At 68.7% G+C, this 20255-nt stretch carries 20 protein-coding genes; 9 read left to right on the top strand and 11 right to left on the bottom strand.

All coding sequences use genetic code 11. The annotated features are described in order from the left end of the window. Positions 1 to 25 precede the first annotated feature (25 nt). From DES41_RS24705 to DES41_RS24695, 3 genes are read right to left on the bottom strand one after another with little or no spacing between them, the layout of a single operon-like run. Positions 26 to 1927 carry an IlvD/Edd family dehydratase gene (locus DES41_RS24705; RefSeq protein WP_114470318.1) on the bottom strand — a complete coding sequence of 634 codons (1902 nt, stop codon included), beginning with the start codon at positions 1925 to 1927 and terminating at the stop codon, positions 26 to 28. Then, the gene (denD, locus tag DES41_RS24700) at positions 1924 to 2940 is read right to left on the bottom strand and encodes a D-erythronate dehydrogenase (protein WP_114470317.1); all 1017 of its coding nucleotides are present in this window, start codon (positions 2938 to 2940) and stop codon (positions 1924 to 1926) included. Before denD ends, DES41_RS24705 begins: the two co-directional genes overlap by 4 nt. Then, positions 2937 to 3731, bottom strand: coding sequence for a FadR/GntR family transcriptional regulator (locus DES41_RS24695; protein WP_245965858.1), 795 nt, complete (start codon positions 3729 to 3731; stop codon positions 2937 to 2939). Before DES41_RS24695 ends, denD begins: the two co-directional genes overlap by 4 nt. Positions 3732 to 3904: 173 nt before the next feature. Between DES41_RS24695 and DES41_RS24690 the strand changes: the two genes are divergently transcribed. The 5 genes from DES41_RS24690 (at position 3905) to DES41_RS24670 (ending at position 9376) form a co-directional block, all read left to right on the top strand. Beyond that, entirely contained in the window at positions 3905 to 4975 is a 1071-nt protein-coding gene (locus DES41_RS24690) for an ABC transporter ATP-binding protein (RefSeq protein WP_114470316.1), read from the top strand. 30 nt (positions 4976 to 5005) lie between these two features. After that, positions 5006 to 6340, top strand: coding sequence for an ABC transporter substrate-binding protein (locus DES41_RS24685; RefSeq protein WP_114470315.1), 1335 nt, complete (start codon positions 5006 to 5008; stop codon positions 6338 to 6340). A 69-nt stretch (positions 6341 to 6409) separates the two neighbouring features. Further along, the gene (locus DES41_RS24680; protein WP_114470314.1) at positions 6410 to 7309 is read left to right on the top strand and encodes a carbohydrate ABC transporter permease; all 900 of its coding nucleotides are present in this window, start codon (positions 6410 to 6412) and stop codon (positions 7307 to 7309) included. Position 7310: 1 nt separating this feature from the next. Then, on the top strand, positions 7311 to 8186 hold the full coding sequence (locus DES41_RS24675; RefSeq protein ID WP_114470313.1) for a carbohydrate ABC transporter permease: 876 nt from the start codon (positions 7311 to 7313) through the stop codon (positions 8184 to 8186). A 134-nt stretch (positions 8187 to 8320) separates the two neighbouring features. Next, positions 8321 to 9376 carry a sensor domain-containing diguanylate cyclase gene (locus DES41_RS24670; protein ID WP_114470312.1) on the top strand — a complete coding sequence of 352 codons (1056 nt, stop codon included), beginning with the start codon at positions 8321 to 8323 and terminating at the stop codon, positions 9374 to 9376. Position 9377: 1 nt separating this feature from the next. Here DES41_RS24670 and DES41_RS24665 read toward each other — a convergent pair whose 3' ends face one another. Beyond that, entirely contained in the window at positions 9378 to 10094 is a 717-nt protein-coding gene (locus DES41_RS24665; RefSeq protein WP_114470437.1) for a hypothetical protein, read from the bottom strand. 10 nt (positions 10095 to 10104) lie between these two features. Then, positions 10105 to 11130, bottom strand: coding sequence for a TRAP transporter substrate-binding protein (locus DES41_RS24660; protein WP_114470311.1), 1026 nt, complete (start codon positions 11128 to 11130; stop codon positions 10105 to 10107). A gap of 129 nt (positions 11131 to 11259) precedes the next feature. Here DES41_RS24660 and DES41_RS24655 point away from each other — a divergent pair, with 129 nt between their 5' ends. Next, a complete protein-coding gene (locus tag DES41_RS24655) occupies positions 11260 to 12096 on the top strand; it encodes an IclR family transcriptional regulator (protein ID WP_114470310.1) in 837 nt (278 codons plus the stop codon). Between the two features lie 57 nt (positions 12097 to 12153). Further along, positions 12154 to 12525: a YciI family protein gene (locus DES41_RS24650; protein ID WP_114470309.1), complete on the top strand. Its 372-nt coding sequence runs from the start codon at positions 12154 to 12156 to the stop codon at positions 12523 to 12525. A gap of 128 nt (positions 12526 to 12653) precedes the next feature. Here DES41_RS24650 and DES41_RS39620 read toward each other — a convergent pair whose 3' ends face one another. The 5 genes from DES41_RS39620 to DES41_RS24630 form a co-directional block, all read right to left on the bottom strand. Further along, a complete protein-coding gene (locus tag DES41_RS39620) occupies positions 12654 to 12779 on the bottom strand; it encodes a hypothetical protein (RefSeq protein WP_281277229.1) in 126 nt (41 codons plus the stop codon). A 64-nt stretch (positions 12780 to 12843) separates the two neighbouring features. Further along, complete coding sequence (locus DES41_RS24645) at positions 12844 to 14220, bottom strand: phospholipase D-like domain-containing protein (RefSeq protein ID WP_114470308.1); 1377 nt, start codon at positions 14218 to 14220, stop codon at positions 12844 to 12846. A 19-nt stretch (positions 14221 to 14239) separates the two neighbouring features. Continuing rightward, complete coding sequence (locus DES41_RS24640) at positions 14240 to 15346, bottom strand: 5-methyltetrahydropteroyltriglutamate--homocysteine S-methyltransferase (RefSeq protein WP_114470307.1); 1107 nt, start codon at positions 15344 to 15346, stop codon at positions 14240 to 14242. A 135-nt stretch (positions 15347 to 15481) separates the two neighbouring features. After that, a complete protein-coding gene (locus DES41_RS24635; RefSeq protein ID WP_114470306.1) occupies positions 15482 to 16378 on the bottom strand; it encodes an aldose 1-epimerase in 897 nt (298 codons plus the stop codon). Further along, a complete protein-coding gene (locus DES41_RS24630) occupies positions 16375 to 17301 on the bottom strand; it encodes an SMP-30/gluconolactonase/LRE family protein (RefSeq protein ID WP_114470305.1) in 927 nt (308 codons plus the stop codon). Before DES41_RS24630 ends, DES41_RS24635 begins: the two co-directional genes overlap by 4 nt. Before the next feature lie 88 nt (positions 17302 to 17389). Between DES41_RS24630 and DES41_RS24625 the strand changes: the two genes are divergently transcribed. Further along, on the top strand, positions 17390 to 18175 hold the full coding sequence (locus DES41_RS24625; protein ID WP_114470304.1) for an SDR family NAD(P)-dependent oxidoreductase: 786 nt from the start codon (positions 17390 to 17392) through the stop codon (positions 18173 to 18175). Here DES41_RS24625 and DES41_RS24620 read toward each other — a convergent pair. Further along, entirely contained in the window at positions 18172 to 19134 is a 963-nt protein-coding gene (locus tag DES41_RS24620; RefSeq protein ID WP_114470303.1) for a LysR family transcriptional regulator, read from the bottom strand. The two genes, DES41_RS24625 and DES41_RS24620, sit on opposite strands and share 4 nt — an antisense overlap. A gap of 142 nt (positions 19135 to 19276) precedes the next feature. Between DES41_RS24620 and DES41_RS24615 the strand changes: the two genes are divergently transcribed. Beyond that, positions 19277 to 20239 carry an ABC transporter substrate-binding protein gene (locus DES41_RS24615; protein WP_114470302.1) on the top strand — a complete coding sequence of 321 codons (963 nt, stop codon included), beginning with the start codon at positions 19277 to 19279 and terminating at the stop codon, positions 20237 to 20239. The last annotated feature ends 16 nt before the right edge of the window (positions 20240 to 20255 follow it).

Genomic DNA, 20255 nt, shown 5'->3' with positions numbered 1-20255 from the left:
GCGGGCGCCGGCCGGGAGCGGTGGCTCAGTGGTTGTCGCGCGGCACGCCGAAGGTGGCGTGGATCTTCTGGTACTTCACGGCCGGCTTGAGCACCATGCCGTCCGCCAGCTCGCCGACCACGGCGCGCTGGATCTCCTGCCAGGGCGTCTGGCTGGGCGGGAACTGGTAGCCGCCCTGGGCCTCCAGCGCGGCACGCCGCTTGGCCAGTTCCTCGTCGGACACCAGCATGTCGGCGCGGCGCTTCTTGAGGTCGATCCGGACCCGGTCGCCGGTCTTGAGCAGCGCCAGGTTGCCACCGGTGGCGGCCTCGGGCGAGGCGTTCAGGATGGAGGGCGAGCCCGAGGTGCCGGACTGGCGGCCATCGCCGATGCAGGGCAGGGCGGTGACACCCTTCTTGAGCAGGTAGTCCGGCGCGCGCATGTTGACGACCTCGGCCGCGCCCGGGTAGCCCACCGGCCCCACGCCGCGCATGAACAGCACGCTTTGCGCCGTGATCCTGAGCTTGGGATCGTCGATGCGCGCGTGGTAGTCCTCCGGGCCGTCGAACACCACGGCCTCGCCTTCGAAGGCCATCGGGTCGGCCGCGTTCTCCAGGTAGCGCTGGCGGAACTCGGGCGTGATCACGCTGGTCTTCATGATCGCCGAGTCGAACAGGTTGCCCTTGAAGTTGAGGAAGCCGGCGTCCTTCTTGAGCGGCTTGCTGAAGGGCAGGATCACGTCGCGGTCGCTGCTGAACTTGCCCGTGCAGTTGTCGATCAGCGTCTTGCCGTTGGCCGTGACCGCGGGCTGGATCTTGTCCTTGGCGATCAGCTCGGCCACCACGGCGGGCAGGCCGCCGGCGCGGTAGTAGTCCTCGGCCAGGTACTTGCCGGCCGGCTGCAGGTTCACGATCAGCGGCACCTTGTAGCCGTGCTTCTCCCAGTCGTCGTTGTCCAGCGGCACGCCGATGTGCTTGGCGATGGCGTTCAGGTGCACCGGCGCGTTGGTCGAGCCGCCGATGGCCGAGTTGATGACGATGGCGTTCTCGAAGGCCGCGCGCGTCATGATGTCCGAGGGCTTCAGGTCCTCGCGCACCATCTCCACGATGCGCTTGCCCGTGAGGTAGGCCATCTCCTGGCGGTCGCGGTAGGGCGCGGGAATGGCGGCGCTGCCCGGCAGCGTCATGCCCAGGGCCTCGGCCAGCGCGTTCATGGTGGACGCGGTGCCCATGGTGTTGCAGTGCCCCGTGGACGGCGCCGAGGAGGCCACCAGCTTGAGGAACTCGGGGTAGCCGATCTCGCCCGCGGCCATGAGTTCGCGCGCCTTCCACACGATGGTGCCCGAGCCCGTGCGCTCGCCCTGGAACCAGCCGTTCAGCATGGGGCCGGAGTTCAACGCAATGGCCGGGATGTCGACAGTGGCGGCGGCCATCAGCTGGGCCGGCGTGGTCTTGTCGCAGCCCGTGGTCAGCACGCAGCCGTCAATCGGGTAGCCGTACAGGATCTCGACCAGCGAGAGGTACTGCAGGTTGCGGTCCAGCGAGGCCGTGGGGCGTTTGCAGGTTTCCTGGATCGGGTGGATCGGGAACTCGAACGCGATGCCGCCGGCATCGCGGATGCCTTCCTTGACCCGGTCGGCCAGCACGATGTGGTGGCGGTTGCAGGGCGCGATGTCCGAGCCGGTCTGCGCGATGCCGATGATGGGCCGGCCCGATTGCAGTTCCTCGAACGACAGGCCGAAGTTCATGGTGCGCTCGATGTAGAGCGCCGTCATGTCGGCGTTGGACGGGTTGTCGAACCAGGCCTGCGAGCGCAGGCGTGGTCCGGTGCTGGCGGTGCGGGCGGTCTTCGCCGCTTTCGCAGCTTTCTGCGGTTTGGTCGCGTGCGCGGCTTCCGCCTTGCTGGCCGCGCTGGCCGGTGCTTTCACCGTGGTGTTCTTCTTGCTCATTGCATGCCCTTGAGAGTCTCTGCGGCGTTGGGGCCGGCCTGGCAGTCGGCGATGTACTCGCGGATGATCTCGGCGAACTGGCTGTAGGGCTTGAGCCCCAGCTTCTCGGCGCGCTTGGCGGTGCCGCCACTGGGCCAGTTGGCCACGATGGCGGCGATGCGCTCGTCGCGTTCGAAGCGCACCAGTGCGCGCACCTTGGGGCCGGCCACCTCTTCGAGCGCGGCCAGCATGTCGGCCACGCGCACGTTCAGGCCCGGCAGGTTCAGCGCCAGGCGGCCATTCAGCTGCTCGCGCGTGGCCTCGTAGACCGTGATGAGCCCGTTGACGGTCTGGGAGGGCGAGGACATCGGGTGCGACACCTCTGGGTCCACCGGGCACACCGATTCGACGCCGGCCAGAGGCTCGCGGATGATGCCGCTGAAGAACGACGAGGCCGCGCCGTTGGGCTTGCCGGGGCGCACCGTCACCGTCATCAGGCGCGCGCTGCGGCCATCCAGGTAGCCCTTGCGCGTGTAGTCGGCGATCAGGTACTCGCACATCAGCTTGTGCGTGCCGTAGGAGGTCTGCGGCGCGGGCAACGTGTCGTCGGCCACGGTGCCGGGCCAGGCGAACGAAGGATCCGGGCCGAACACCGCCACGGAACTGGAGAACACGAAGCGCGGCACCTTGGCGGTGGCGGCCGTGCGCGCACGCAATGCATCGAGCAGCGCGCGGGTGCTGTCCAGGTTGGAGCGCAGGCCCAGTTCGAAGTCGAGCTCGCATTCGCCCGAGACGGCCGAGGCCAGGTGGAACACGCCGTCGAAGTCTTCCTTGCCGATCGCCTCGGTCTGCGAGAGCAGCGTGCCCGTGCGTGCCTCGACACGGGCATCTGCCAGCAGGTCCGCCGGCGGCGGCGCGATGTCGGTCAGCACCAGGCGTTCGATCTTCTTGCCGTCGAGCTGGCCGCGGGCCAGCAGCGTGCGCGCCAGGCGCGCGCCGACGAAGCCGCCGCCGCCGGTGATGAGGAGTTTCATGAGAGTCGTCCTTGTGAGGGGGGTTGGGAAGTCTTCTTGCGCTGGCCGGTGATCACGCCGCCTTCGACCAGGCGCTGTTCGCCGTGCAGGATGTGGTCCACCGCGCAGCGCCGCGCGGCGGCCGGGTCGCGCGCCGCGATGGCATCGACCACGGCGCGGTGCTCCAGCTGCACGGCCTGCATGAAATCGGAGCGGCGGGCCTCGTTGCCGCGCGTGATGCGCATGCCTTCGCGCAGGTACTGTTCGAGAAAGCCGAGCAGCAGCCGGAACTGCGGGTTGCCCGTGGCCTCGCCGATGAGGCGGTGAAAGCCCAGGTCTTCGGCGACACCATCGCGCCCTTCGTCCACGGCCTGGTCGATGGCCTTGAGCTGGCGGCGCATGCCGGCGATCTGGCTGCGCGTGGCGCGCTCGGCCGCCAGCGCGGCGATCTCGCCCTCGAGCACGCGGCGCACCTCCACCACATGCACCACGGCCTCCACCGAACCCAGCACGCGCGGATCGAAGGCCAGCGGCTGGTGGGCAGGCGCCGTGGCCACGTACACACCCGAGCCCTGGCGCGAGACCACCAGCGCCAGCGACTTGAGCTGGTGCACGGCCTCGCGCACCACGGTGCGCGAGATCCCATGGGTCTGGGCCAGCTGCTGTTCGGTGGGCAGCCGCGCGCCCGGAAGCAGTGCACCGCTGGCGATCTGCTGCGCCAGCCGGTGGGCCAGCCGGTCGGACAGCCGATCCGCCTCCTGCCGCAGGGGTTCGGCCGCGGGCGGAGCAGGGGCTACGAGGCGGTGGGGCACGTTCGATCGGTCGTCAAAATGCGCTGTACTTTAATCGGGTCATCATACAAATTGCCGGGTTTCCGCCTACCGGATTTCCCTGATGCCAAGCGGTGCCGCCGTGCCGATACTGCGCGGGCTTCGGAGTGCTCCGACGAGTGCTCGTCCCCCCAACCAACAACAGAGCGCAGCGCATGGCCAGCGTCACGATCCAGGGTGTGAAGAAGAACTTCGGCGATGTGCCCATCCTGCACGGGGTGGACATCGACATCCAGGACGGTTCCTTCACCGTCCTGGTCGGGCCCTCGGGCTGCGGCAAATCCACGCTGCTGCGCATGATCGCGGGGCTGGAGCAGATCAACGGCGGCGAGATCCGCATCGGCGACAAGCGTGTCAACGACCTGCCGCCCAAGGAGCGGGACATCGCCATGGTGTTCCAGAACTACGCGCTGTATCCGCACATGACGGTGCGCGACAACATGGCCTTCTCGCTGGCCCTGGCCAAGACCGACAAGGCCACCATCGACACCAAGGTCAACCGCGCCGCCGAGATCCTGGCCCTGGTGCCGCTGCTGGACCGCTATCCGCGCCAGCTGTCGGGCGGGCAGCGCCAGCGCGTGGCCATGGGCCGGGCCATCGTGCGCGATCCGCAGGTCTTCCTGTTCGACGAGCCGCTGTCCAACCTGGACGCCAAGCTGCGCGTGGCCATGCGCAGCGAGATCAAGGAGCTGCACCAGCGGCTCAAGACCACCTCGGTCTACGTCACGCACGACCAGATCGAGGCCATGACCATGGGCGACAAGATCGTGGTGATGCGCGACGGCCGCATCGAGCAGACCGGCAGCCCGCTGGAGCTGTACGACCGGCCGGCCAACCAGTTCGTGGCCGGCTTCATCGGCTCGCCTTCGATGAACTTCCTGCCCGGCACGCTGCGCCATGTGGCCGGCGCCGCCGAGGTCGAACTGCGCGACGGCACACGGCTGGCCGCGCCGCTGGGCAGCGGCGGCCAGGACGGGCAGAGCGTGGTGTACGGCACGCGGCCCGAGCACCTGACGCTGGGCTCCACCGGCATTCCGTCCAAGGTGGCCGTGCTCGAGCCCACGGGCATGGACACCTTCGTCGCCTGCCGGCACGAGGGCGCCGAGCTGTCGGCCGTGTTCCGCGAGCGCCACGACTTCGCGCCCGGCACGCTGATCCATCTGCAGCCCGATCTCGCGCGGGCCCATCTGTTCGACGCGGGCACCGGCCAACGGCTGGTGGCATGAGCTTTTTCAGACCAACGCAAGGAGACAGGCATGAGTGAGTTCCAAGGACGCAGGCGCAGCATTCTCAAGGGCTCGGCCGGCGCGGCCGCCGTGGCATCCATCGGTGCCGGCGGCGTGCTGTTCTCGCCGTTCGCACGGTCGCAGACGCTGAAGTTCACGCCGGAGAAGGGCGCCAAGCTGCGCGTGCTGCGCTGGAGCCGCTTCGTGCAGGGCGACATCGACGCCTACATGGCCAACGTCAAGAAGTTCACCGAGGCCACCGGCGTCGAGGTGCGCGTGGACAACGAGGGCTGGGAAGATGTGCGCCCCAAGGCCGCCGTGGCGGCCAATACTGGCGCCGGGCCGGACATCATCCTGTCCACCAACGACGATGCCAACCTCTACCCCGAGAAGCTGCTCGATGTGACCGACTTGGCCGAGTACCTGGGCAAGAAGTACGGCGGCTGGTACCCGGCCGTGCAGCAGTACCTGCGGCCCGACGGCAAGCGCTGGCTGGGCCTGGGCCTGGGGGCATCCGGCTCGATGATCGTGTACCGCGAGAGCATGGTGAAGGCCGCTGGCTTCGACACCTTCCCCAAGGACACCGCCGGCTTCCTGAAGCTGCACCAGGCGCTCAAGGAGAAAGGCACGCCGGGTGGCTACGCGCTGGGCAACGCCACCGGCGACAGCCTGTGGACCAACTGGCTGATCTGGTCGCACGGCGGCAAGCTGGTCGACAAGACCAACAAGGTCGTGATCGACAGCCCGGAGACCATCAAGGCGCTGGAGTACGCCAAGGAGCTGTACGCCAATTTCATCCCGGGCACGCTGTCCTGGCTCGACCCGAACAACAACAAGGCCTTCCTGGACGGGCAGATCAGCGTCACCAACAACGGCATCTCGATCTACTACGCGGCCAAGAACTCGCCGGACCCCAAGATCAAGGAGATGGCGGCCGACATCAACCACGCGTCGTTCCCGATCGGCCCGGCCGGCGTGCCGACCGAGTCGCACCTGTTCTTCAACCAGATGGTGATGAAGTACACCAAGTTCCCGAATGCGGCGAAGGAGTTCCTGCGCTTCATGATGGAACGCGAGCAGTTCGACGCCTGGCTGATCGGCGCGGGCGGCTACATCGGCCAGCCGCTGGCGGCCTACGAGTCGTGCCCGATCTGGACCTCCGATCCCAAGCACACGCCGTACCGCGACTGCGTGAAGAACATGCGGCCGTCCGGCTACGAAGGCAAGCTCGGCTATGCATCGGCCGGCGCGGGCGCCGACTTCATCGTCGCCAACATGGTGGCGGAGGCCGCCAGCGGCTCGCGCAGCCCAAAGGAAGCGGCCGAACGCGCCCAGAAGCGCGCAGAGCGCTACTACAAGGTCTAGCACCTTGCCGCCTTCCGGCCTGGTGCGTGCGCTGGGCCGGAGTTTCCATGGCTCCTGTCTAGGGTCTGCATGCTCGCCCGACTGCAAAACAGCCGCAACGGTCTCGGCTTCCTGTTCATGCTGCCAGCGGCGGTGCTGCTGCTGCTGTTCCTGACCTATCCCCTGGGCCTGGGCACCTGGCTCGGCTTCACCGACACCAAGGTGGGCCGCGCCGGCGTGTGGGTCGGCCTGGAAAACTACATCTACCTCTGGAACGACTCGGTCACGCGGCTGGCGCTGTTCAACACCTTGTTCTACACGGTGGTGGCCAGCGTCCTGAAGTTCGGCCTGGGGCTGTGGCTGGCATTGCTGCTGAACAAGCACATCCGCTTCAAGACCTTCTTCCGCGCCGTCATCCTGCTGCCCTACATCGTGCCCACCGTGCTGTCGGCCATCGCCTTCTGGTGGATCTACGACTCGCAGTTCTCCATCATCAGCTGGGCGCTGGTGAAGATGGGGCTGATCGACACCTACATCGACTTCCTGGGCAACGAGTGGAACGCGCGCATCGCGGTGATCATCGCCAACGTGTGGCGCGGCGTGCCCTTCGTGGCCATCACGCTGCTGGCCGGGCTGCAGACGATCTCGCCCTCGTACTACGAGGCCTCGGCCATCGACGGCGCCTCGCGCTGGCAGCAGTTCGTGCATGTCACGCTGCCGCTGCTGACCCCCATCATCGCCGTGGTGATGACGTTCTCGGTGCTGTTCACCTTCACCGACTTCCAGCTCATCTACGTGATCACGCGCGGCGGCCCGCTGAATGCCACGCACCTGATGGCCACGCTGTCGTTCCAGCGCGCGATCTCGGGCGGTGCGCTCGGCGAAGGCGCGGCGATCGCAATTGCGATGGTGCCGTTCCTGCTGGCCTGCGTGCTGTTCAGCTTCTTCGGACTGCAACGCAGGGCATGGCAACAGGGTGGGAAAGACTGACATGAGCAAAGCCACTGATGTCGACGCCGTCGGCATGTCGTACCTGGACTCGATCCCACGCAAGCTGGTGACGGTCTACCTGCCGCTGGTCGTCTTTTTGATCGTGCTGCTGTTTCCGTTCTACTGGATGGTGATCACCTCGATCAAGCCGGATGCAGAGCTGCTGTCACGCGACGGCAACCCGTTCTGGGTGGTCAAGCCCACGCTGACGCACTTCCACAAGCTGCTGTTCGAGACCACCTACCCGCAATGGCTGTGGAACACGGTGCTGGTGTCCGTGGTCTCCACCGTGCTGTCGCTGGTGGCCTCGGTGCTGGCGGCCTACGCGATCGAGCGGCTGCGCTTCAACGGGTCGAAGAACGTCGGCCTGTCGATCTTCCTGGCCTACATGGTGCCGCCATCGATCCTGTTCATCCCGCTGGCCAACGTGGTGTTCAACCTCGGGCTGTTCGACACCCGGCTGGCGCTGATCCTGACCTACCCGACCTTCCTGATCCCGTTCTGCACTTGGCTGCTGATGGGCTACTTCCGCTCCATTCCCATGGAGCTGGAAGAGTGCGCGCTGATCGACGGCGCTACGCGCTGGCAGATCCTCATCAAGGTGGTGCTGCCGCTGGCCGTACCCGGTTTGATCTCCGCCGGCATCTTCGCGTTCACGCTGTCGTGGAACGAGTTCATCTATGCGCTGACCTTCATCTCCTCGTCCGAGGTCAAGACGGTGCCCGTGGGTGTGGTGACCGAGCTGGTGCAGGGTGACGTCTACCAATGGGGCCCGTTGATGGCCGGCGCGCTGCTGGGCTCGCTGCCGGTGGCCTTCATCTACTCGTTCTTCGTCGAGTACTACGTGTCGGGCATGACCGGCTCGGTCAAGGAGTGAAGGCGGGGCATGCCGCCTCGTCGACCGCCCATCGCCTCCGGGGAGCCGCAGGGCGGCGCGCGCTCGCCCTGGGCGCTGCGCCGCCATAGACTTCTGCGCCCCCTTTCCCACGGAGAGCCCACGCACTGTCCCGCATGGCCGACGACTTCCACCGCTTGCCCCGGCTCGTGTATCCGCTGCGCGTCATCGGCATGGGGCTGGGCGCGGTGGTGGCCATGGTGGTGCTGTACGAGCGCGATGCCGCGCCGGCGGTCTGGGCCCTGGTGGTCTGCGGCGGCTTCGTCTGGCCGCACCTGGCCTGGTGGCTGACACGGCGCAGCAGCAACCCGCAGCGGGCCGAGGTGCGCAACCTGCTGGTGGATTCGGCCATCGCGGGCGCCTTCGTGCCGCTCATGCAGTTCAACCTGTTGCCCAGCGTGCTGCTGGTCACGCTGACCATGGTGGACAAGATCAGCACCGGCATCCGCCTGCTGTGGCTGCAGTCGCTGCCCGGCATGCTGGCGGCCGGCCTGCTGGCCGCCTGGTGGATGAACGCACCCATGGCGCCCGAGAGCAGCATGCGCGTGGTGCTGGCCTGCCTGCCCATGCTGGTGATCCACACACTGGCGGTCAGCGTGTCGAGCTACCGCTTGATCCGCCAGGTCTCGCGCCAGAACCGCCTGCTCGACGAGCTGGGCCGCATCGATCCGCTGACCGGCCTGTACGGCCGCGCCTACTGGGAGCAGCAGGTGCGCGATGCGCAGCGGCTCCATGCGGAGACCGGCGCGCCGGCCTGTCTCATGATGCTGGACATCGACGGCTTCAAGCAGATCAACGACCGCCTGGGCCACACCGTGGGTGACGACGTGATCTGCACGCTGAGCCGCATCGTGCGCGGCTGCGTGCGCTCCGGCGACTGCGCGGGCCGCTACGGCGGCGACGAGTTCGCGATCCTGCTGCGCGGCGCGGACATGGACCAGGCGCAGGAGATCGCCCAGCGCATCCGGATCGAGGCGGAGAACCACCGTTTTCGCGACCATGCGGAGCTGAGCTTCACGAGCAGCATCGGCATCGCCGCGCTGCAACCCCACTATGCGAGCACGCGGGACTGGGTGGCCGCGGCCGACGCCGCGCTCTACCAGGCCAAGCGGGCCGGTCGCAACCGTGTCGAGCTGCGCCCGCCGAGCCGGCGCGCGCCGCTCTCGGCCTGAGTCAGTCCGGCTGCCGCTCGGCCACGTGGGCGACGTCGGCCACATCGGCGGGCAATGCCGCATAGGCCAGCTGGTACCTGCTGCGCTGCGCCGCACCGGCCGCCCCCATGGCCATCAGGCCGGCATCGGCCAGCGGGCCCTGCCACAGCGCCGTGACGGCCGCCTCGTCGTAGCCACAGGCCAGCAGCACCCAGTCGGCATGGCGGTCGCCCGCGCCGCGCAGTTGCTGTTCGGCAGTCTGGGCAATGGCTGGCGTCTCGTGGCGCAGCAGGTGCAGCCCGGCCAGGCCGGGCTGCAGCACGCACTCGGCGGCCAGTGTGCCGAGCGCCGCACGCAGCCGCTCGTGGGCCCCTGCAGCCGGCGACAGCCGCAGCGCCAGCAGGTGCCCGGCCGTGGCGCCGCCGCGGCTCTCCAGCACGCGGCACTGGCTGCGCACCATGGCACGGTGCTGCGGCATCAGGCGCGTGGACCAGGGCGTGGGCGCGTTGAGCCGCGCCAGGTAGGCCGGTGACGACAGCACGCCGTGGTCTTCCAGTTCGTAGAGCACGAACACGCCCTCGCCACCGTCGGCGGCGCGCCAGCGCGAGGCACGCCGAAAGCCCGGGATGCCGAGCCGCTCGGGAAAATGCTCGTGCGCATGCCAGTGCTCGAAGTCCGCACGCGCTGCGGGTGCCATGTCCCACCACATGGCCAGCGCGGCCTTGCCAAGAAGCGCCAAGGCGTTCCCCTTACTGGCCGCCGCGCAGGCGCGCCAGGTCGGCATTGACCTGCTGCACCAGCGGCTCGCCGACCTCGCGCGAGAACTTGTCGGTCACGGCCTGCACCTTCTCGCGCAGCCGCTTGATCTCCGCCGGGCTCACCTCGTTGACCTGCATGCTCCTCCTGAGCGCCTCGATCGACTCGCCTTCCTTGCGCTGCACGGCCTGACGCTCGAACTGGCGGGCTTCGTCGGCGGCCTCGCGGATCACCTTGCGCTCGGCCTCGTTGAGCGCGTCCCAGGTCTTCTTGCCCATCATGAAGGGCATGCCGGTGTAGACATGGCGCGTCAGCGAGAGGTATTTCTGCACCTCGGCGAACTTGGCCGACTCGATCACGCCGAGCGGGTTGTCCTGGCCGTCGATGGCGCGCGACTCCAGCGCGCCATAGACCTCGCCGAAGGTCATGGGCACGGGGTTGGCGCCCAGCGCGTTGAACAGGTCCAGGAAGATCGGCGAGCCGATCACGCGGATCTTGAGACCGGCGATGTCCTCGGCGCGCGCGATCGGCCGCTTGCTGTTGGTCATGTGGCGGAAGCCCAGGTCCCAGATGCCCAGGCCCACGATGCCGTGCTGCGCCAGGTCGGCCTGCAACTGCGTGCCGGCCGGGCCGTCGGCAATCGCATAGGCCTCCTGCGGCGTGTTGAACAGGAAGGGCAGGTCGAACACCATGAAGCGCTTGTCCAGCGAGGCCACGATGCCGGTGGCCATGGACGTGAAGTCCAGCGTGCCGCCGCGCACGGCCGACAGGTTCTGCATGTCGCTGCCCAGCGCGGCACCCGGGAACAGGCTCACGCGCAGCTTGCCGCCGCTGCGCTGGGCCACGGCGTCGGTGAACTTCTGCGCGCCCAGGCCGAGCGGGTGGTCCTTGGCCAGGCTGAAGGCAAAGCGCAAGGTGCGTTCGCGGATCTCCTGCGCGCGCAGGGCCGGTGCGCCGAGCAAGGCGGCGCTGGCGGCGCCGGCCACGAAGGCGCGGCGGGAACAGGACGGGTGTGGCATGGGTCTCCTCTGGATTTGGCTGCGGACCACAGTGGCGCCGCATGGTCCGATGCTGTCAAAAATCTGAACACCTTTCAAATTTTTGATAACGTTCAACTTTTGAATGCGGCAAGTCCTTGAAAGCATTGCATGAGCGGCGCCCTTGAAAAATCCTTGGCGATCCTGGAATACCTGATCGCCCACCCGGACGGCGTGCCCCTGGCGCAGATTGCCACCGAACTGGGGCAGTTGCGCAGCGGCTGCCACCGCACGCTGCAGGAGCTGATCCGCCACGGCTACGTGCGCCAGCTGCCGCAGCGCGGCGACTACGCGCTGACCACCAAGATGGCCTCGATGGGCCTGAGCTTCCTGTCCAAGTCGGGCGTGGTCGACATCGCCCAGCCGGTGATCCACCGACTGGCGCAGGCCACCGAGGAACTGGTGCGCCTGGCCATCGTCGACGGCGAGCGGCTGACCCTGGTGGCCAAGGCCCAGGGCGCGCGCTCGGGCCTGCTGTACGACCCCGACATGGGCATCGACCTGCGCCTGTCCTGCAGCGCCGCGGGCCAGGCCTGGCTCATGACGCTGCCAGAGGATGTGGCCATTGCCTACGTCACGCGCCAGGGCATGGGCCAGCCGAAGAACTTCGGGCCCAATGCGCCGGCCTCTTTCAAGGCGTTGCTGAAGGTGTTGGACGAGCACCGCAAGCGGGGCTTTTCCATCATCGAGGAGGCCTACGCACCGGGCATGAGTTCGATGGCCGCACCGATCCAGCGCAAGGGTGGGCCCGCGACCGGCGTGCTGGTGATCGCCGGGCCGTCAGCGCGGCTGCCGGCCGCACGCATGCAGCAACACGGCCCGGCGCTGCTGGCCGCTGCGGCGGAACTGGCAACGACGGGCCAGGCCTCGGCGCTGCTGAAGTCGGCCAACGTGGGCACCTGGGGGAACGTGCCGGAAAGTACCGCGCGGCGCGGACCGGTCGCGTGATTGTCGAAATCGGGCCATCGGCTTCGTCGTCAGGACATCTCCACTGCAAGGAACCCCATGAAATACCTCGGCCTCGCCTACTTCACGCCGGAGAAGTTCGCCGCGATGGCGCCGGACGATGTGAAGGCGCTGGTGCGCCAATGCCCGCCGTTGGACGAGAAGATGCGCGCGACCGGCAAGGTCCTGGTGTCTGCGTCGCTTGGCGATCTGGAAGGCTGGCGGACGCTGCGCCCGCGCGGCGGCAGGACGCTCGTCAGCGACGGGCCCTACACCGAGGCGAAGGAGGTGGTCGGCGGCCTGTTCATCATCGAAGCAGACGACCTGGAGGAGGCCTTGCGCATCGCGTCGATGCACCCGGCCGCCACGCTGGGCGAAGAAGGCGGGTGGGCGGTCGAGCTCATTCCGATGGATTTCTACCTGGCCCCATGAGGCCGCGGACGGCCTGGGAGGCGGCGTGACGGTCCAACGCATGGACAAGGTCGGCACCGCACGCACACGCACAGGCGTGACGGCCGGCACGCCGCCGTGCGCGGCCCGGTGCCGGCCCGGCGTGGTGTTCAGCGGCGCTCCGGCGGTGTGTCCTGCCGGTCGCGTGGCGGCTTCTCGCCGATGCGCTGCTTGACCAGCTTCCAGACCACGATGGCGATGAAGACGGCGAACAGCAGCCAGTTGATGGGTTCCATGGGCGAGGCAGGGCGAACGGGGCGCGCAGCTTAACGCGCTGGCCGGGCATGGCCCTGGATGGGCCTAGAGCTGGAAGGCCACTGCGAGCAGCAGGCCCTCGGCGATGTCGCGTCCCAGCCCCGGCGTTTCGGCCTGGTAGGGCCGCCCCAGCGCGCGCTGGTCTTCGATCCACTGCGCCAGCCAGCCGATCTCGGCCGCGCCGTAGAACACCACGCCGGCCTCGTGGTTCAGCAGCAGGCTGCGCAGGTCCAGGTTGATCGACCCCGCCAGCGCCAGCTGTTCGTCCACCACCACGGCCTTGGCATGCGACATGGACGGCAGCAGGTGGAAGGCCACGCCGGCCTCGGCCAGGTCGCGCATGGCACGGCTGCGGGCGAAGTCGGCCAGCCGGTGGTTGGACTCGGCGGGCAGCACGATGTCCACGGCCACGCCGCGGCGGGCGGCGCGGCGCAGGGCATCGCGCAGCGCGTCGTCGGGGATGAAGTAGGGGGTGGCCGCCAGGATGCGGTGCTCGGCGCGGTAGCAGGCGTCGATCAGCAGCGCATGGGCCGTGTCCTCGGCCTGGTCCGGGCCGCTGGGCAGGAACTGCGCGGGTCCGCCAGGGGCCATGGGCGGTGTCGGGGCCACGGTGCGCGGCGGCGATTGCCGCACGGCGCTCCAGTCGCGCTCGAACTGCCAGGCGGCGGCGCCGGCCACCGGGCCTTCGATGTCGAAGGACAGGTCGGTCCAGGCCGCGATGCCGGCATCGCCCTCGAAGTACTCGGCCGCCAGGTTGCGCCCGCCGCTCCACAGCCGGTGGTCGTCGGCGATGGACAGCTTGCGGTGGTTGCGCAGGTTGCGCGGGCCGTTGTTGCGCAGGCTCAGCAGCGGGCGGAACACGGCCACCTCGCCGCCGGCCTCGCGCAGCCGGTCGAAGTGCCGGCGCGGCAGCTGCAGCGCGCCGAAGCCGTCCAGCAGCACGCGCACCCGCACGCCGGCGCGCGCACGTTCGGCCAGCCGGTCGACCACCGCATCGCCGAAGGCGTCGCGGCCGATGATGAAGGTGCTGATGTCCAGCCGGTGCCGGGCGCCGGCGATGAGTTCCCACAGGGCCTCGCGCGCCTGCGCGCCGTCGGCATGGAAGCGCGCGCGGTTGTCGCTGGGCGGCGCGAGGTCGAAGCCATCCAGCAGGTCGGCTGCCCAGTGCGTGAAGCGCGTCGGCCGGCTGCCGCGCAGCCGCGGCCGGCCGAGCGGCCGCAACTTGCGCCGCCCGAACAGCAGGAACAACGGCAGCACGAAGTAGGGCAGCAGCGCCAGGCCCATGACCCAGGCGATCGCCGTGGTGGGCGCGCGCGGCTGGCGGCGCGCCCGGTTGGTCAGGATGTAGACGAGGACCGCCAGCGCGCCGAACAGCAGGTGCTGCGAGACGCTGGGCAGCCAGGCGATCAGGGCATGCGCCACCGGTGCGCCGGGCCCCGGCTCAGCCCCAGACTTCCTGGGCGGTCTCGATCACCAGGCGCAGCTTGTCGCGCTGGGCCTGCACGGCGATGTTGTTGCCGTGCACGGTGCTCGAAAAGCCGCACTGCGGGCTCAGCGCCAGCTGCTCGAGCGGGGCATGGCGCGCGGCCTCCTCGATGCGGCGCTTGAGGTCGTCCTTGCTCTCCATCTCGCCGAACTTGGTCGTCACCAGGCCCAGCACCACGGTCTTGCCCTTGGGCAGGTAGCGCAGCGGACGGAAGTCGCCCGAGCGGTCGTCGTCGTATTCGAGGAAGTAGGCGTCCAGGTCCATTTCCTTCAGCAGCGCCTCGGCCACCGGCTCGTAGTTGCCGGCGGCGGCGTGCGTGCTCTTGAAGTTGCCGCGGCACAGGTGCATGGCCAGCAGCATGCCCGCAGGCTTTTGCGCGACCACCTTGTTGATGAACTTCGCGTAGCGGTGCGGCAGCTCGTTCGGGTCGTCGCCGCGCTGGCGGGCCGCCTCGCGCATCTTCTCGTCGCACAGGTAGGCCAGGTTGGTGTCGTCCATCTGCACGTAGGTGCAGCCGGCCGCGGCCAGCGAACGCAGCTCGTCGCCGTACGCCTTCGCCACGTCGTCGTAGAAGTCGGGTTCCAGCTCGGGGTAGGCGTCCTTGCTGATGCCGGCACGCCCGCCGCGGAAGTGCAGCATGGTGGGCGAGGGGATGGTCACCTTGGGCGTGTTGCCCGCCGCGATTTGGCTCTTCAAATACTGGAAATCGGCCAGCTGGATGTCCTTGGCGTGGCGCACCTTGTCGACCACGCGCATCACGGGCGGCGCCAGTTCCTCGGTGCCGTCGGGCCGGCGGATGGTGACCGGAATGTCGGTCTTCACGCCGCCGATCTGCTCGAGGAAATCGATGTGGAAGTAGGTGCGGCGGAACTCGCCGTCGGTGATGCTTTTCAGCCCCACATCCTGCTGGAACTGCACGATCTCGGCGATGGCCCGGTCTTCCACCAGGCGCAGCTGTTCGGGTGTGATCTGGCCCTTGGCCTTCTGCTCACGGGCCTCCAGCAGGTAGGCGGGTCGCAGGAAGCTGCCGACATGGTCGTAGCGGGCGGGCAATGGGTGCATTGTTTCCTCCGTTGTGGTCGTGCATGGCGCAAGTGCCGGCGGCGCGCAACGGGCCTGCGGGCGGGCGCTTGCGGGGAGGCGCAGTGTAGTGCGCCTGCCGCCGCCTTTGCCTTGGAAACCGTGGGTGCTTGTGGCTCAGAAGTCTGCGAAGCGCCACTGCACGTGCAGGCGCAGCGTCTCGCCCCGTGCAAGCACGCGCAGGCCCGGGCGGCCGGGCAGGTGGAAGGCGTCGATGGGGTGCGTGATCGGCTCGAAGCACAGCGCCGGGCCATGCGGCGGCCGGTAGACCAGGCAGCACGGCGCGGATGCCGCGGGGTCGGGCGTGGTCAGCGTGAGCCGCAGCCCATGCTCGGGCCAGTCGATGCGGGCCTGGCCCTGCCAGCCGCCGTAGCCGTTGTCGATGAAGCTGCCGTGCGCGGGGATGCCGGCGTTGAGGTCCCAGTCGGCCGGCAGGGCCTGGGTGTAGCCCGTCGGGATCGGATCGTCGCCGCTGAGCCACACGCCATCGACACCGGCCTGCACGCGCATGGCCGGCGTGCGCGGAAACCAGGGGTGCAGGCCCAGGCCGTAGGGCAGGGGCTCGGCGCCCAGGTGCTGCACCTCCACGGTCTGGTCGAGCCCGCCCGGCACCAGGCGGAAGGTCTGCGTGGCCGCGTAGTCGTAGGGGTTGCCGCCGAAGTGCTGCGAACGCAGCGCCAGGCGGAAGGTGTCGGCGGCGGGCTGTTCCAGCGACCAGGCCTGCAGCCAGCCATCGCCATGGATGGGGTAGGGCTCGCCGGCGCGGTTGGGCTGCATGGCGTGCCAGCGCCCATCCTGCGTGAAGCCGCCCTGGCCGATGCGGTTGGACCAGGGCAGCATCGCGAACGAGGCCAGCTGGTAGAGGTCGGCGGTCTCGCCGTCCCAGGGGCGCCAGAGGTCGAGCGCGCTGCCGTCCGGCCGGGCGCAGCGCCAGGCCGCGACCGCGCCGCCGAGCGTGGGCACGAGGCCGAGTTCCTGGCCGGCATGGCGCAGGCAGACGATGGGGTGGGTCATGCGCGTTGTCCGAAGAGGTGGGCTGGCAGGCCGGGGCTGTCCAGCGTGACGGCGAACAGTGCACCGGCCAGCGGCTGCGCGGCGCGGGCCGCGGCATCCAGCCCGGTGGCGGCGCTGGTGATGAACAGCGTGCGCAGGTCCGGCCCGCCGAACGCGCAACTCGTGATCTGGCGTGCCGGCAGAGGGATGCGGCACAGCTCGGCCGCAGTGTCGGGGTCGTGGCAGCTCACGCAGCCGCCGCCCCAGTGCGCGATCCAGATGCGGCCGGCGGCGTCCGTGCACATGCCGTCTGGCACGCCGTCGTCGGCGGCCAGGCGCAACCAGGGCCGGCGCCCGGCGATGCGGCCGGCCGCGGCGTCGAAGTCATACGCCAGCACCTGGCCTTGCACCGTGTCGTTGAAGAACATGGTGCGGCCGTCGCGCGACCAGGTCGGGCCGTTGGTGACGGCGAATCCGGCGTCGTGCCGCGTGCAGCTGCCATCGGGGTCGAAGCGGTACAGCGCGCCCGTGGGAGCGGCGCAGTCGAAGTCCATGCTGCCGGCCCAGAAGCGGCCCTGTGCATCGCACTTGCCGTCGTTGAAACGGTTGTGCGCAGGCTCGCCGACGGGCTGGTGCAGCAGCGCCAGCCGGGCGTCCTGCGGATCGAAGCTCGCGAAGCCGTGCCGCAACGCCAGCAGCAAGCCGGTGCCGTCGGCCCGTTCGGCCACGGCCGACACCTCCTGGTCGAAGTCCCAGCTGCTGTGCGCGCCATCTGGCCACTGCCAGCGGTGCAGCCGGCGGCCCAGGATGTCGACCCACCACAGCGCCTGCGTGCGTGGCGACCACATTGCACCTTCGCCCAACTGGGCACCGGCATCCCAGACGCAAAGCGGTGCAGACAGGGGCCGCGGCGTGGCGGGCGAGGGCGTGTGTTCTTGTGGCATGGGCGGGGGGCTTGACGCGGCGCATCGTATCAAGGCACATTCATATTGGAAAGAAATGAATTTGTCGATAACTGATAGCAAAGTGAATATGAACAACACGACAGCCGGAGACAGCAGCACCTCCTACCCCAGCCTGCGCGGGCGCACTTGCTTCGTGACGGGAGGCGGCAGCGGCATCGGCGCGGCCATCGTCGCGTCACTGGCGGCTCAAGGCGCCCGTGTGGCCTTCGTCGACGTGGCCGAGGCAGCCAGCCGCGCCCTGGCCGAAGGCATTGCCCAGGCCGGCCATGGCGATGTCTGGTGGCGCACCTGCGACGTGCGCGACATCGCCGCGCTGCAGGCCGACATCGCCGATGCGCAAGCCGCGCTGGGCGACTTCTCCGTGCTCGTCAACAACGTGGCCAGCGACGACCGGCACACGCTGGAATCGGTCACGCCGGCCTACTACGACGACCGCATCGCGATCAACGAGCGGCCGGCCTTCTTCGCCATCCAGGCCGTGGTGCCCGGCATGCGCCGGCTCGGTGCCGGCTCCATCGTCAACCTGGGCTCCACCGGCTGGCAGGGCAAAGGCACGGGCTACCCGGTCTATGCGATCGCCAAGTCGTCGGTCAACGGGCTCACGCGCGGCCTGGCGCGCACGCTGGGTGCCGACCGCATCCGCATCAACACGGTGTCGCCGGGCTGGGTCATGACCGAGCGCCAGATCAAGCTCTGGCTCGACGCCGAGGGCGAAAAGGAACTGGCCCGCAACCAGTGCCTGCCCGACAAGCTGGCGCCTGACGACATCGCCGCCATGGTGCTGTTCCTGGCGTCCGACGACGCGAAGATGTGCACCGCCCAGGAGTTCACCGTCGACGCCGGCTGGGTCTAGTCGAACTTTTTGCCGTAGACCGGCAGGCAGGCGGTCTTCAGCGCCTTGAGCAGCAGCTGCGCGCCCGGCGAGAGCATGCGATCGCTGCGCGTGATGAAGCCGAAGTCGTCCATGTGGCAGGGCATCTCCAGCGGGATGATGGCCAGGATGCCGTGCGCGGCGTAGTAGCGCGCCACCTCGGCCGCCACCACGCAGAGCATGTCGCTCTGCTGCAGCATGCGCGTGATGAACAGCAGGGCGGCCGTCTCGATCACGTCCATCGGCGGCTTCAGGCCCGCCTCCTGGAACATCAGCTCGAAGCGGTGCCGCAGCACGCTGCCGGCCGGCGGCACGATCCAGCTGGCGTTCACCACGTCGGCCAGCCCCAGCCCCTGCGCGGCGGCCAGCGGGTGGCCCGGCCGCGCCACCGCGCACACCGGCTCGCCGGTCAGCGGCTCGTAGCGCAGGTTGGTCTTGTCCTCCTCGGCGAAGAAGCGCGCCACCAGGATGTCGAGCCGGCCCTGGCGCAGGTGCTCCAACAGCACCGGGCTGGTCTCGATCTCCAGCACCACGCGCAGGCTGGGCTGCTCGCGCTTGACCATGGCAATCGCCGAGGGCAGCAGCGCCAGCGCCGGCGAGGTGATGGCGCCCACGCCGACCTGGCCGAAGCGCCCGGCCTTGAGCGCCGTCAGTTCCTCGTGCGCCTGGTTCAGGCTGGCCAGCGCCTCGCGCGCATGGCGGATCATGGTCTCGCCATACCAGGTGGGGCGCATGCCGCGCGGCAGGCGTTCGAACAGCGGCACCTCCAGCATGTCCTCCAGGTCTTTCAGCAACTTGGAAGCGGCCGGCTGCGTCATGTTCAGCAGGCGCGCGGCGGCGTGGATGTTGCCCTCGTCGGCCAGCGCGACGAGCAGCAGCAACTGCCGCGTCTTGAGCCTTGCGCGCAGGAACCAGTGCGCGTGTTCGGGCGCTGCCGTCACAGGGTTTGCCCGATGCGCTTAGAGATATCGGTTTTCATCAAAATAGTATTGGATGGATACACGTTTAATTCTTACACTGCGGGCCATGCGCTGGCAACCAGCCCACCTCAGGCGTCCACGCATGCCACCAGGAGACAAACCGATGCCCATCACCCGCCGCCACGTCATCGCCGCCACCGCGGCCCTTTCCGCTGCCGCACTGCACGGCCCGCTGTTCGCCCAGAAGAAGATCGTGCTGGGCTTCAGCCAGGTCGGTGCCGAAAGCGAATGGCGCACCGCCAATACCGAATCCATCAAGGCCGCCGCCAAGGATGCCGGCATCGAACTGAAGTTCTCCGACGCGCAGCAGAAGCAGGAGAACCAGATCAAGGCCATCCGCGCCTTCATCGCCCAGAAGGTCGACGTGATCGCGTTCTCGCCGGTCGTCGAATCGGGCTGGGACAACGTGCTGCGCGAGGCCAAGGCCGCCAAGATCCCCGTCGTGCTGACCGACCGCGCCGTGAACTCCAAGGACACCTCGCTCTACGTCACCTTCATGGGCTCGGACTTCGTCGAAGAAGGCCGCAAGGCCGGCCGCTGGCTGGTCGAGAAAATGAAGGGCCAGACCGGCGAGGTGCGCATCGTCGAACTGCAGGGCACGGTGGGCTCCGCCCCGGCCATCGACCGCAAGAAGGGCTTCGAGGAAATCATCAAGGCCGACCCGAAGTTCAAGATCGTGCGCAGCCAGACTGGCGACTTCACGCGCGCCAAGGGCAAGGAGGTCATGGAAGCCTTCCTCAAGGCCGAGGGCAAGGGCATCAACGTGCTCTACGCGCACAACGACGACATGGCCATCGGCGCGATCCAGGCCATCGAGGAAGCCGGCCTCAAGCCCGCCAAGGACATCACCATCATCTCGATCGACGCCGTGAAGGGCGCCTTCGAAGCCATGATCGCCGGCAAGCTCAATGTGTCGGTCGAATGCAGCCCGCTGCTGGGCCCGCAGCTGATGGCCGCCGTGAAGGACATCCAGGCCGGCAAGACCATCCCCAAGCGCATCGAGACGGTGGAGAGCATCTTCCCGATGGAGACGGCGGCGGCGGAGTTCCCCAAGCGCAAGTACTGAGCGCCGGGCTCTCGAC

This window comes from Pseudorhodoferax soli (genome assembly GCF_003337555.1).
In the GTDB taxonomy this organism is placed as follows: domain Bacteria; phylum Pseudomonadota; class Gammaproteobacteria; order Burkholderiales; family Burkholderiaceae_C; genus Pseudorhodoferax; species Pseudorhodoferax soli.
The sequence above is the reverse complement of the archived record's forward strand: the minus strand, read 5'-3'. Positions and strand labels throughout refer to the sequence as shown.